This window comes from Bacillus sp. DX3.1 (assembly GCF_030292155.1).
In the GTDB taxonomy this organism is placed as follows: domain Bacteria; phylum Bacillota; class Bacilli; order Bacillales; family Bacillaceae_G; genus Bacillus_A.
In genome coordinates this window covers 651,509-665,284 of record NZ_CP128153.1, presented here as the reverse complement: position 1 = coordinate 665,284, position 13,776 = coordinate 651,509, and the positions used below count along the sequence as shown (strand labels likewise).

General features: G+C 36.1%; 13 protein-coding genes. 1 reads left to right on the top strand and 12 read right to left on the bottom strand.

Going from position 1 to position 13,776, the window contains the following annotated elements; translation table 11 throughout:
* Positions 1 to 508: 508 nt before the first annotated feature.
* The 9 genes from QRE67_RS03255 to QRE67_RS03215 all read right to left on the bottom strand — a co-directional run bounded on the left by QRE67_RS03255 (position 509) and on the right by QRE67_RS03215 (position 8,569).
* A complete protein-coding gene (locus QRE67_RS03255) occupies positions 509 to 1,885 on the bottom strand; it encodes an ABC transporter substrate-binding protein (RefSeq protein ID WP_286123516.1) in 1,377 nt (458 codons plus the stop codon).
* Between the two features lie 44 nt (positions 1,886 to 1,929).
* Positions 1,930 to 2,751, bottom strand: coding sequence for a carbohydrate ABC transporter permease (locus tag QRE67_RS03250; RefSeq protein WP_286123515.1), 822 nt, complete (start codon positions 2,749 to 2,751; stop codon positions 1,930 to 1,932).
* The gene (locus QRE67_RS03245) at positions 2,748 to 3,680 is read right to left on the bottom strand and encodes a carbohydrate ABC transporter permease (RefSeq protein WP_286123514.1); all 933 of its coding nucleotides are present in this window, start codon (positions 3,678 to 3,680) and stop codon (positions 2,748 to 2,750) included. Before QRE67_RS03245 ends, QRE67_RS03250 begins: the two co-directional genes overlap by 4 nt.
* Entirely contained in the window at positions 3,680 to 4,777 is a 1,098-nt protein-coding gene (locus QRE67_RS03240) for an ABC transporter ATP-binding protein (RefSeq protein ID WP_286123513.1), read from the bottom strand. The genes QRE67_RS03245 and QRE67_RS03240 overlap by 1 nt, the downstream gene beginning before the upstream one ends.
* 23 nt (positions 4,778 to 4,800) lie before the next feature.
* The gene (locus QRE67_RS03235) at positions 4,801 to 5,340 is read right to left on the bottom strand and encodes a glycerol-3-phosphate responsive antiterminator (protein ID WP_286123512.1); all 540 of its coding nucleotides are present in this window, start codon (positions 5,338 to 5,340) and stop codon (positions 4,801 to 4,803) included.
* Between the two features lie 577 nt (positions 5,341 to 5,917).
* On the bottom strand, positions 5,918 to 6,721 hold the full coding sequence (locus QRE67_RS03230) for an ankyrin repeat domain-containing protein (RefSeq protein WP_286123511.1): 804 nt from the start codon (positions 6,719 to 6,721) through the stop codon (positions 5,918 to 5,920).
* Complete coding sequence (locus tag QRE67_RS03225; protein ID WP_286123510.1) at positions 6,694 to 7,638, bottom strand: alpha/beta hydrolase family protein; 945 nt, start codon at positions 7,636 to 7,638, stop codon at positions 6,694 to 6,696. Before QRE67_RS03225 ends, QRE67_RS03230 begins: the two co-directional genes overlap by 28 nt.
* A 13-nt stretch (positions 7,639 to 7,651) precedes the next feature.
* Positions 7,652 to 8,185: a helix-turn-helix domain-containing protein gene (locus QRE67_RS03220; protein ID WP_286123509.1), complete on the bottom strand. Its 534-nt coding sequence runs from the start codon at positions 8,183 to 8,185 to the stop codon at positions 7,652 to 7,654.
* Between the two features lie 129 nt (positions 8,186 to 8,314).
* Positions 8,315 to 8,569: a hypothetical protein gene (locus tag QRE67_RS03215; RefSeq protein WP_286123508.1), complete on the bottom strand. Its 255-nt coding sequence runs from the start codon at positions 8,567 to 8,569 to the stop codon at positions 8,315 to 8,317.
* A 261-nt stretch (positions 8,570 to 8,830) separates the two neighbouring features.
* Here QRE67_RS03215 and QRE67_RS03210 point away from each other — a divergent pair, with 261 nt between their 5' ends.
* On the top strand, positions 8,831 to 10,144 hold the full coding sequence (locus QRE67_RS03210; protein WP_286123507.1) for a CitMHS family transporter: 1,314 nt from the start codon (positions 8,831 to 8,833) through the stop codon (positions 10,142 to 10,144).
* A 312-nt stretch (positions 10,145 to 10,456) separates the two neighbouring features.
* On the opposite strand, the gene QRE67_RS03205 is transcribed toward QRE67_RS03210, so the two are convergent.
* The 3 genes from QRE67_RS03205 to QRE67_RS03195 form a co-directional block, all read right to left on the bottom strand.
* Positions 10,457 to 11,149: a response regulator gene (locus tag QRE67_RS03205; RefSeq protein ID WP_286123506.1), complete on the bottom strand. Its 693-nt coding sequence runs from the start codon at positions 11,147 to 11,149 to the stop codon at positions 10,457 to 10,459.
* Positions 11,149 to 12,753, bottom strand: a complete 1,605-nt coding sequence (locus QRE67_RS03200) for an ATP-binding protein (protein WP_483298662.1) — start codon at positions 12,751 to 12,753, stop codon at positions 11,149 to 11,151. Before QRE67_RS03200 ends, QRE67_RS03205 begins: the two co-directional genes overlap by 1 nt.
* A gap of 205 nt (positions 12,754 to 12,958) precedes the next feature.
* A complete protein-coding gene (locus QRE67_RS03195) occupies positions 12,959 to 13,648 on the bottom strand; it encodes a DUF4274 domain-containing protein (RefSeq protein ID WP_286123504.1) in 690 nt (229 codons plus the stop codon).
* Positions 13,649 to 13,776: the final 128 nt, after the last annotated feature.

Below are 13,776 nucleotides of genomic sequence, written 5' to 3'. Positions count from 1 at the left end.
TGGGCAGGAAAAGGAACTGACCGCCTCTATGCATGAACGGATGCTCTCTACCACCTAAAAAGAAGAGTTTTATGTCGTTTTTTTTATTTGTATTTATATAGTTCCGCAATCTCCATTTATCCCGCTATTTGCGGGCAGTTTATTCTTACAACACTGTAATCTCTCTGTCACCTACTTCGATAGTTACTCTATGCTCTCTCATCTATACTAAAAGTAAGAAATAAAACAACAAACAAGGGAGAGATGAGAGATGAAAAAAATGATGGAAGTTGTCGTAGCAGTGATAGAGGTTTTCGTAAATGGAAAACAAGTAGCAATGGAGTTAAATCAATAATGAAACGAGGAAAAATCCTTATGAACCATACAATCACATAAAAAGAGATAAGGTTTCCTCATTCTTTTGATCCCTTATCTCCCTAATACAAAAACCGTACCCTGTATAAGGATACGGTTTTTATTTATTCCGCATTAATGGGCAGTATTCCCCCCCACTAATCGAAGTTTCACTTTATTTTTGACTTGTGCGATTCGAAATACTAATGGCACGATCCGTTGCTTTGGCAGCTTCATCTAGCGCTTCTTTACTACTTTTCCCTTCATACATGGCTTCTAACGCTTTTACAACTGCATCGCGGGATTCAGGTAATACACTAATAAGTGCACCTTGTGTTGCGACAGACGGTTTTGTTGCTTGTAACTGATCTACAGTTACTTTTAACTGTGGGTACTTTTCATACTGCTCTTTCACTAAAGGCTCTTTATAGGCATCTGGATTGATTGAAAAGTAACCTGTTTCCGTATGCCATTTTGCTTGTACATCTGGTTTCGTCAAATATTTCATAAAGTCCCAAGCACCTTGTTGCGTTTCTTCAGCAACCATATTTGTCATCCATAATGACGCTCCGCCAACGACAACTCCGTTTTGTTTTACATCCTCTGGGTATGGAATGTAAGCAACACCAACATTAAATTTAGATGCATTAATTACGTCACGAACACCGGCTGAAGAGTCTAAATACATCGCAACTTGTCCAGATTGGAAAGCCGCACGAACATCGTCCCAACTTGCTCCATATTTACCAAGTGTACCAGCCTTGTTCATCTCATCTAGTAAACCAAATACTTTTTGTCCTTCTTTTCCATTGAATACAGCTTTCGTTGCTGCATCTTTACGCCCGTTTTCTTTATCCACATATAAACCACCTTGTGTTGCTAACAATTCTTCAAAGAACCATCCGTAATTCAGCATTGAAAAACCATATTGTTTTACACTTTCGCCTTCTTTAACCGTTAACTTTTTCGCTGCCTCTTTTAACTCGGCATATGTTTTCGGAGCTTTTTCTGGATCTAAACCAGCTTTTGTAAAGGCGTCTTTATTATAAATTAATACCGGAGTAGATGAATTAAATGGCATGGAATACATTTTCCCATCAACCGAGTAATAGTTTGTAATCGCTTTTTCTAATTTTGATGTATCATATTTATCTTTTTTTATCCAACTATCAATCGGCGTAATTTTTTTACTATCAATCATATATTTTGTCGTAATTTCACTAGATTGAACAAGCGCCGGTGATTCTTTCGATGCTGTTATATTTTTAAATTTCGTTAAAGATTCTTCATAAGATCCTTGAAATTCAGCTTTTATCTCATACTTATTCTGTGACTTATTATAGTCCGCAACAATTCCGTCTAACACACCCTGTGTTTTTCCACCCATCGCATGCCAAAAACGGATCACCGTTTTATCCCCATTCTTTTCTACCGAAGTTATTTTTTTTTTTGCTTCAGATTTTCCTTCTGTTTTGCTACTTGAACAAGCTGCAGCCGATAAAGCCATAGTCGCTGCCATCATAACAGCGGCACCTTTTTTCCAAAATCTCATCTTAATCCCACCTTTTCATTTATATAATAAAACATATTACCTACCTATTTAATCGCGCCTTTTGTTAACCCTTGTTGCAGCTGTTTTTGTCCTAAAAACAGTAAAATTAACGTCGGAATGACAATTACAGTAACACCCGCCATCACACTGCCCCAATCTGTCGCAACTTCCTGTGATTGGAGCTGTTTCACACCAATTTGTACAGTCCTAATTCTTTCATCATTTGTAATAAGCAATGGCCATAAATACATATTCCATGTCGATAAAAAGCTATATACACCTAATGTAATAAAACTCGTTTTACAATATGGCACGACGACACGGAATAAAAACTTCGTATGCCCAATTCCTTCGATAAAAGCAGCTTCTTTCAACTCATTTGGAAGCGTCATAAAATGTTGCCGTAACAAGAAAATCCCAAATGCCGTTGCAAAAAATGGAACAGTCATTCCCGTAAATGTATTAATCCATCCGAACTGTTGCACCGTTAAAAAGTTTGGTACCATCGTTGCTTCCCATGGGATAAGCATAGTTGAAATAAACAGAAAGAAAATGAAATTTCTTCCTTTAAAATGTAAAAAGACAAATGCATAAGCAGCTAAACTGGATACAACAAGCTGACCAACCATCACAACCGTTGAAACGATAAAGCTATTATATAAATAAGAAAACAGTGGTACTTTATTAAAAATATGTACGAAGTTATCAAACGTAAATTGTGTCGGGAATACCCGCCGCATTTGAATATCTTCCGGCGTCATAAACCCTAACAAGAACGCATACAAAACTGGAAAAAAGACCAGTGCCGCACTTATAATAAGCAGCGTATAGAGAAGGAGTTGTTGTTTCCACGTTTTCATAATCATTTATAATGCACCTTTCTCTCTGCAAACTTAAATTGAAGTAAAGTAGCAACGAAAATGAAAATAAATAGCACCATTGCTTGTGCACTTGCTGTACCAAATTGATGATTTGCAAAAGCTTCTTTATAGATGGAGTACACGATTAAATTTGTTGCATCATTCGGTCCACCATGCGTTAAAATATCAATTTGTCCAAAGCTTTGAAATGCACTTATTAAGGTAACTGTGATAATAAAAAATAGTGTTGGAGATAACATCGGTAATGTAACTTGATGAAGCTTATACAAATAGCTAGCACCATCAATAGATGCACTTTCATATAAAGATGTATCAATATTTTGTAAACCGCCTAATATAACCAAAAATGCGAATCCTGTGTTCACCCAAACCGTTGTAATCGATACAGAAAATAGCGCCCAATCTGGACTTGTTAACCATGCAATTGCAGGAAGATTCATAGAACTTAGTATGTTATTAAATAAACCAACACTAGGATGGAATAAAAATAGCCAAATCACTGCACTTGCCGCTACTGAAATTCCCATTGTCGAAGAAAATAACACGCGAAATACTCCGATCCCTTTTACTTTCTCATTTGCAATTAATGCAAGAAACAGCGCAAATAAAATACTAGTTGGTACTGTATACAAGACAAATAATAAAGTGGATTTTACACTTTTATAAAAGGCTGGATCAGACAATAAATATTGATAGTTTTCAAGCCCGACAAACAAATTAGCCTCTCCATGCACATCTGTTAAATAGAAGCTATAGTAAATGGTTCGAAACAATGGATAAAAAAGAAAGATTGCAAATAACAAAATAGATGGTGCTAAAAATAATAGGCCTGTTCGTAAATCTCTCGTCCGGTTCCATAGCGCCCTCTTTCTTGGGACATCAGTTTGAACTGGTAATTTTCCTACCTCAATCATTATTTTGCCACCACCTTCAACTCTTCTTCCGCTATTAATCGAATCCTTTCATTTGTATCGTTGTGAAAGAAACATAGTTTCTCTTTGGGAAATTGTAATTTTACTTTGTCACCTTTTTTCAAAATAAGCTGTCCAATTACTTTTGCACTCCATGTTTTCTCATTTACTACGAAATTTAAAATCGATTCATTTCCTAATACTTCTACAGATTGAAGTGTAACTTCTTGTCCATCCTCAGCTAATAGAATATGTTCAGGACGAATTCCTAAACGTACTTTTGGCTCTGGTAACTGTTGCAGCTGTCCTGGAGACATTGGAATTTGTAATCCATCAACGTGCAATACGCCTGCTTCTTTATCTATTTTCCCATCTCCAATATTCATAGAAGGTGAACCGATAAAACCTGCAACAAATTCATTTGCGGGATAATTGTATATATCAAGTGGTGTTCCTACTTGTTGTATACTCCCCTTGTTTAACACCATAATGCGATCACCCATCGTCATTGCTTCAATTTGATCATGTGTTACATAAACCATTGTAATACCTAAGCGCTGCTGAATTTCTCGAATTTCAATGCGCATTTGTGCACGCAGCTTCGCATCCAAGTTGGAGAGTGGCTCGTCCATTAAACAAATTGGAGCTTGGCTTACAATCGCACGAGCTAGTGCAACACGTTGCCGCTGACCACCTGATAATTGTCCCGGCTTCGATTTTACATATTCCGTAAGTCCAACCATTTCAACTGCTTCCATTAATCGTTTTTGCCGCTCTTCTTTCGGAATCTTTCTTATTTTCAGTCCAAAAAGAATATTTTCTTCTACAGACAGATGTGGATATAACGCATAATTTTGAAACACCATTGATAAATTACGATCTTTAGGCTCTAACTCATTAGCAACCTTTTCATTAATATGTAACTCGCCAGAGCTAATTTCCTCTAAGCCTGCAATCATTCGTAACAATGTACTTTTCCCGCAGCCAGAAGGCCCAACTAGAACAAAGAACTCTCCTTTGTTAATCTGTACCGAAACACCTTCAACTGCTATTTCCTTTGCATTTTTATAAACCTTTGAAACGTCTCTTAATTCAATCATTAGTTTGCACTCCTCTTTTGTTCCTATGCCCACACTTGACAATGACTTGTCGAAATCGCACTCGCTCCCGCTTTAATGGCAACCTTTGCTTCTTCTTTCGTTTGAATCAAGCCACCCGCAATAATAGGAAAATCTAATTCCTCTGCTAGCTTCCTAATAATCGAAGGCATAATTCCTGGCATGATTTCTACCGCACTTGGCCGCGTCCCTTTACAATTTTCAATTGATTTCGTAAGCGATAACGTATCCACAATAAAAATACGTTGAATTGTCTGTAACCCAACTTTATTTGCATTTCTAATGGTGGAACCTTTCGTTGAAATAATGCCTTGAGCACCAATTACCTCATGAATATATAACAACGCTTCCTCTGTGTTCGTATTCAATCCTTGTATAAAATCACAATGCAGAAATACATCATGTCCATTCTTCTGCAATTCATATACATGCTCTGGTAATTCAAGCATCGAACCCGTCATAAGAAAGACTGTTTTAGGTAAATTTCGATATGATTTATACTTGTTCCAATCTTTTATCATCGCGATATAAGGTTCCTTAAACATTGTTTCCCACCAACTTTTTACATAATGTCAATACATGTAGGCAAAACAAAAAACACCAATTTACATAGAACGATCTCCTCCTAATTTTCACTCTACAAACTAGAGCCCATTTAAGAAATGTAAACAGATCTTTTTATGTAAGCGGGTGTTCTCAAATGTTCTCTACCCAAGTTATTTTGTTACCTTTACTATAGTACTTATTTATTAAGTTAGTTTTGACGTTTTGTAAACGAGGTGTTAACTATATGTTAATTATTACCATAGTAAATTTTACATATTATAAGTAACACATTTGAGATAACGCTTTCATTTTCGCGTTATCTCATCCAATAGTTACATCTTTCTTGTTTCTTTATGCTAAACATAAAAATGATAAAAATTGTAGTTGCAGTGGCTCAAGTTTTCGTAAACAGGAATTAAGTAGTAATAGAGGTGAATTAATGATGAATTAATAATGAATTAATAATGAATTAATGATGAATCGAGGAAATATCAGTATGAATTATATGAACATATGAAAAGAGATAAGGTTTCATCATTATTTTGATCCCTTATCTCTCTTTTCTAGCAGCTTACATTACGCTGTAGGCTGTTTTGTTATTTCATTCGCTCCTGCTGTCCTTAGCATCGTTGCCATTTCTTTAAATCCTCTTTTTTCTGCATGCTGAAGTGGCGTAACACCTTCACGATCTGGCATGTTTACATCCGCCCCGTTTTCAATAAGTAATTGAATAATTTGCTTATGATTCTCGCTGCCATTCCCAAGGACAATTGCTTCTAGTAAAGCTGTCCAACCAAGATCATTTATATAATTCACATCGATATCTGTACGAGTTAATAATTCTCTTACAACTTCGACATGACCTCTCTCAGCTGCTGGAATGAGTGCTGTACCATAGCGATTTGTTTCTTTTGTATTCGTCCCCGCTTCAATTGTTAGTTTAACAATTTCTAAATAGCCTTCTGCACTCGCATAAAGAAACGGATTATCTTTATTTTTATCCTGTAATTGAATATCTGCATCAGCTTCAATCAGTGCTTTTACTGTCTCCATATGATTATGATACGTTGCTGCCATTATTGGCGTTTCTCCTTGTTCCCCTATTACATTTATGTTTGCCCCGTCTTTAAGCAATTTCAAAACTGTTTCTGTATCACCAAGGGTTGCAGAAAGCAGTAATTGCTTATCCATCAAATTTTCGCCCTTTTTCTCTTCTTTCTTCTTTTCGTGCTTTACTTGAACTGGTTTTGTTTTTGGTTTAGCTTCCTCTTGCTCTTCGCACGCTGCCATCACAACAAAAAGTCCTAGTAACATAAACAATAACATTTTACTTTTTCTCACAACTACAGCTCCTATGAAAGATAATGTTTTTCTAACCATTCCCTCATCACATGTAACACCTCTTCTTCAATAGATTTATCCATAAGCCTCTTATATTCCTTCATTAATCGAATCATTGTATGCTTACGTTCATACTTTCTCAAGATATGGTTCATGTTTGGGATAATGTGCCATTCAGCTTCGCCTTTTACGTATGCGGCAATTAGTTTAGCATGTTCAGGTGGCACTTGTATATCGTTGTCTCCAGTAATCGCTAAAACAGAACAAGATACTTGCTCTAAATACGTAACTACATTATATTGTAACTGTTCTCGTAACCATTTTGCATTCACTTTTGCACCTTTTATTCGTATAACAGGCTCCTGTGAATACTGTACTTTGTTCATAAGCGCTTCATTTTTCTGTTTCATACGATGCGGAAGCTTACATACTTTAGATAACCAACCTATAAATCCTGAAGCTGTTTCTAATTCTGAGGCCGCCATCTCTATCTGTCTTGGAACTAAGTCTTTTGATGGTCCTGCTGCGCCAGCAAGCAGCAATAATCCAGCAACCGATTCTCTTACAGATACAGCTGGTGCAAGTAAAGCTCCTTCACTATGTCCAGCAATAATAATTCGTTTTGGATCTATATAAGGATGCTCCTTTAAAAATCTGACACACGCAACAGCATCATCAATAAACTCTGTTACTCCTGCTTTATAGTAATCACCCTTGCTTTTATGAGTCCCTCGCTTATCATAACGAAGCACGGCAAACCCTAAACATGTAAAATACTCCGCTAATTCTTTATATAAGTTTAATTGGAAACCACGTGTATTTCCGTCACGATCTCCTTTTCCAGTACCACTGATTAATAAAATTGCTGGATACGTTGCAGCGTAATGTTCGGGAATTGTTAATGTTCCTTGAAGCGAAAAAGCACTTTCAATCGTCACAAACAATTCTTTCCCCATTTTTATTCTCCCTTCATCCTTTTTCAGGAATGATAATCGTTGAAATCGTTCTGCGTTTTCTTTCTGGTGATGGCTTACGTTCATATGCCTTTATAAAAATCTCGTTAAGTTCCTTAACGAACGCTAAAAACTCCTCATCGCTCATATACAAGTTCGCCTGTGTATATCCCGTTCCATCTTTTTCAAAATCAATTTCATCTTGCTGTAAATAGTCTTTAAACTTAGCTGTAAGCCCAGTAATAAACATCATAAAATATTGCATATGCTCTTCTTTCGTCAAATCCTTTATATCATTTTGTGACATGCGAGCCATGCTTCCATTTAAAGCGTACAATTTTTCAATCGTGCCACGAATTTGTGTTTCCTCTACAACTAATAAAATTTGCGAACTCATTAATTTATCTAAATGCCGATATAATGTCGCCTGTGGAATATGAGGCAATTTTTCTGCAAGATGTTTTGCGGTTAGCTTCTCACCACCCATGAATTCTTGAATTAATTGAAATCGGATTGGATGAAGTAATAACTCCATTTTATTTTCTTTCATGTATAACCCTTCTCTCCTAATATATCTTATGCTTATATTATCAAAAGCGATAACAAAAATGAACGATTACAAATTTATTCTGCTTTAACAAGCAATAAAAAAAGTGTGTAGCTACATCTACACACTTTTTTATTCGCAGCCTGTAATAACACGATCATCTTCTAAACTACATAGCATTGTATTTACATCGACTTCCTGTCCAACCTCTATATTTACAGACCGTATATGACCGCTAATGCCTACCGCTACTTTTTCTAAAGTTCCATCATTCTTTCGAACTACAACTAATTTCTCCCATTCATATACGTAAGATGATTCATCAACTAACACTTCTTCCACTTTACCCGTACATGGACTATAAATCTCTTCAATGATTGCTTTCATCTAAAATATCTACTCCTTACTTCACGCTTCTCCATTTTCCCATCTATTCTACCACTCTTATAAACAATGATTTATCTTTTTAAAAATTCGAAATAAGAAACCATAAACAATATGAACAAAATAAAAATTATGCTTTTAATAACTTTATTTCCCTAATTATTTACCACATGTATTTCATCCTTTATGATTACTTTAATGATTTAGTTTTCTGAAAATTTAACTTTTTTTTGAAAGCGCAATCATTTATGAGGGGGAGATTATATGTTAGCTACACTGGGGTTTATAATGGTATTTGTGTTTATGTTTTTAATTATGACGAAACGCATGTCAGCATTAGTTGCTTTAATATTGATTCCAATTGTATTTGCGTTAATTGGGGGTTTTTACGCTGATTTAGGACCGATGATGCTAGAAGGAATTAAAAATTTAGCACCAACTGGTATTATGCTTATGTTCGCAATTTTATATTTCGGCATTATGATTGATAGCGGTTTATTTGACCCGATTATTGCAAAAATCTTAAATGCTGTAAAAGGCGATCCGCTAAAAATTGTCGTTGGTACTGCAATTCTTACTATTATTGTTTCTTTAGATGGTGACGGTACGACAACTTATATGATTACAATATCTGCGATGTACCCACTCTATAAGCGCCTTGGAATGAATCCACTTATTTTAGCTGGAGTCGTTATGTTAGGGGCAGGAATTACCAATATTACACCATGGGGCGGACCAACCGCTAGAGTAATGAGTTCACTTGGTCTTGATGCCTCACAAGTATTTACACCACTTATTCCCGCGATGATTGGCGGAGCAATATGGGTAATTTTTGTTGCTTACTTCCTTGGAAAAAAAGAGAGAAAACGCTTAGGAATTGTTGATATACAATATACACAAAAAGAAAAAGCAATTATGGCAGAACAAGCAGCAACGGTGGAAGAATACAGCTACAAGCGTCCAAAGTTATTATGGATCAACTTTTTATTAACATTGACACTGCTCGTTTGTCTCATTATGGAGGTTATGCCTCTTCCAGTTTTATTTACAGTTGCTTTTGCAATTGCGGTTATGATTAATTACCCTAGCATAGAAGAACAAAAAGAACGGATTGCTTCTCATGCAGGAAACGTTCTTGCAGTCGTTTCTCTAGTATTTGCAGCTGGTGTTTTCACAGGAATTTTATCGGGAACAAAAATGGTCGATGCAATGGCTAATGGCTTAGTCGCCCTTATTCCAGATGCACTTGGACCACAATTACCAATTATTACTGCTATTATAAGCATGCCATTTACCTTTTTTATGTCTAATGATGCATTTTACTTTGGGGTATTACCTATCCTAACAAAGGCTGCTGCAACTTACGGAATTAGTGCCGCTGAAATGGGGCGTGCTTCCTTACTCGGGCAACCCGTTCATTTATTAAGCCCACTCGTTGCTTCAACGTATTTATTAGTTGGTATGGCAAAAGTTGATTTTGGTGAACATCAACGTTTTACATTATTATGGGCAGTTGGTACGACAATGGTCATGTTAGTTGTTGCCATCATTACAGGTGTCATTCCAATAAGTTTTTGAGAAAGAACTATATCTAACGAAACTTCTTTTAAAGGAGTTTCGTTTTTTCAGTGATTATGAATCAGAAAGAAGGCCGTAATATGTTATTATCCAATCTTTTATTACTCATTCTAGGGAGCCTAGTTGGCTATATACTCTCCTTAACAGGATTATCCATCGGCTGGTTGCTTGGTTCTTTATGTGTCACTGGCTTGCTGGCTTACCTGAGACCTTTATGGATCAAAGACTTAGATACAAATCCGAAGCAACAAAAAGTTCTTCTCTCTTTTCAGCATAAAAGTAGAGACTATAGAAATCTCTACTTTTTATATTTTATGAAGAAACTCGAAAATACCTTCGTTCTGGTCTACCCACATTTCCATATATAAGCTCCGCATAAATTCTCTTTTCAGAAATTAAATGCTCTAAGTAACGCCTTGCAGTTGATCGACTTACACCTGCTTCTATGCTGAGCATTTCCGCTGTAATTCCTTCCGCTCCTACTTTAGAGACATACTTAATAATTTTATTTAATGTCAAAGGATCAATTCCTTTTGGCGCATAACCACCTGGACTATTTTCCGCCTGTCCTTTAAACCATAAATGTTCAATTTGATCCGGTGACAATTGCTGATTTTGTTTGAATTGCATTATTTTCTTTTGATAGTTTTCTAAACTCTTTTTAAAACGATCAAACATAAGTGGCTTTACAATGTAATCCGCTACTCCACCGCGCAGTGCGTGATGGACAACTTCTACTTCCGATGCAGCTGTAATCATAATCACATCTGTGTCATGTAGATTTTGACGAATATATGTAACGAGTTCCGTTCCTTGCATATCAGGTAAATACACATCTAATAAAACAAGCTGCGGCGATACAAGCTCTAACCATTCTTTTGCTTGTTCTCCTGTTGTCGCAGTGCCAATCACTTTAAAGCCCCCTACTTTTTCAGTGAAACGACGATGAATTTCTGCGATGCGAACATCATCTTCTACAATTAACACTTCAATCCCCTCAGACATTACAATTCCCCACTTTCTTTCGGCAATGCGACGATAAATAATGCACCGCCTAAGTCCCCTTTTTCAATTGCAATACTTCCATGTAACTCCTCAACTAACTCATTTACTTTGGCTAATCCATAGCCTCGTTTCTCTCCTTCTTTTGTAGAAAAACCCCGATTAAATATGTATGCAATCAATGCATCATCAACGCCTAAACCTGAATCCTCAATTTCAATCACAATCTCGTCACCTATATCTGTTACAAATAGTCTTACTCTTTTCTCATTTTCATGATTATTTTCCGTCGCTTCAAAAGCATTCGTAATTAGGTTTCCTAAAATAGAAACAACGTGATTACTATCAATATGAGAACCTAGCTTTTGTAAACTACTCTCGCGATCTAAAATAAAATCAATTTTTAGCTCTCTCGCTCGGTTATAAAATCCAATTAAGATTCCACCTAACCATGGGTTTTGTATACGCTCCATAATAAACTGAACAAATTCTTGATACACTGCTGTTTCTTTATGAATGAGCTCCATAGCTTCATCATAAGATTCTAATTGAATAAGCCCTGATAGCGTATACAAAAGATTGTTATACTCATGTGCCTGTGCTCGAAGTGCCTCTGTATATCGTTTTGCTTGAGATAATTCTTCTGTCAATTGATCCATTTCTGACTTTAATCGAAAGCTAGACACAACTCCAATTACTACATTCCCCACTATAATAGGCAATCGATTTGCAATGACAGCTTGCCCTTTTATATCCAATTGCCGGTCTAATTGCTCTTCTCCCGTTCGGAGCACTTCTAATATAGAGGTATTCGGGATAATTTTTAAAACAGAATCCCCAATTATATTTTGTTTTTTTTCTAACGAAAGAATCTCATAAGCTGCTTGATTGACTAAACTAATGCAACCCTCTTTATCTATTACCATAATTCCTTCACGGACAGATTGAATGACAGCACTGCGTTCCTCGTACAGGGATGAAATCTCCTCTGGTTCCAGCCCAAACATTAATTTTTTTATACTCCGTGCCAAATACATAGAACCAAGTATTCCGATTACTAATCCAACTACAGCAATCCACAACACTCGATTTCCATATGCTTCCGCTACGTCATGAATATCCTCCATTGAAAACCCGACAGATACGACCCCGATAATATGATTTTCTTGATCACGAATGGGCACCTTCCCTCGTAAAGAAGGACCTAACGTCCCGGTCGCCTTTGAAATATACGACTTTCCATCCTCTAAAACCCCTTTGTTATCGCCTCCAACCATTTCTTCTCCAATTCTGTCCCGTACAGGATGGGCATAACGGATTCCCTCTGTATTCCCTACAACGATAAATTCCGCATCTGTTTCCACTCGTATTTTTTCAACAATTGGCTGAATAATAACAGATGGATTTTCTGTCTGAAACGCCTCATGAATTTCAGGTATGGTAGCGACCGCTTTGGCAACATGTAACGCCCTTTTACCAGTTTGCTCTTCCACTGTTTTAGATAATATATAGTAAAAAAGAAAACTTGTTAGAACGATAACAAAGAGAATAAGTATACCGATAAACAACGCAATTCTTGGCTGTAACTTTAATTTTTTAAATTTCAAAACCATTCCCCTAACTTTTATTGCATATTACTTTTTATACTACGTCTAAAGTGAAACTTTAATCAGTGGGGGTTTTCTTCATCCCCCACTGATTATTAGCCCTCACCAATCGGGCTTTTACGGGCAGTTTATCCCCCACCTAACTTCTTTGCTTCCGCTGAAGGGTATTACTGCCCGTTAATGCGGGATAAACACTTCTCAAAACTTATAATATATTAGGAAACCTACTTAAAATACGCTGTACAAAAGCTATATACTGCCGTTCCTCATCATTACTATTTTTTTGTCCCATCCAATAATCTCCATCTACTAATTCAAACATTTCAATAGCAGTAATCTCCTGACAATTAGCGTGTTGTAATACCATTTCCATCGGCTGTAAATCATCATCCCAATTAAAATGTAAAACAAAAGCATGTAGTAATTCTGGAGTATTTAATTTATAAAAATAAGCATTTGTTTCAGCAGTCTCTCCATACAGACAATCCTCAATAATGGCTTGTTCACTTTCCGTTAGTTTCAATCGGATAGCTCCTTTTGTTTCTAATAATAAATCAGCTAATTCTGGAGTATGTCTTGCCTGAAACCAAGGTGTACATTTGATCCCATTCGGATGATTGAGTTCTACTCCATTTTCCATTAAACATTGCACAGCTTGCTTATTATTAAACTTAATCGCTTTAGTAAGTACTGACTCGTGTAGGCGATCTGTTATATTTGGGTTCGCCCCAAAAGCTATTAATCTTTCAAATATTTCAATAGGAGCCCTTTTTATAATTGCATAATGCAAAAGCGTTCTTCCAAACTGATCTTGTTCATCTATATCCACCATTGGAATCGCTTTTATTAATTGTTCAAGATTTTTATTCTTTATTGCTTCAAACAATAGATTCACTGAATCCACCACTTTCAAATTACAATTTTATTTTTTCACAGAAAATACTGATATATAAAAATAAACCATATCTACATAACTTATATATCTATTTTATTGTACTAGCATATCTACTTCCTATACAAGAT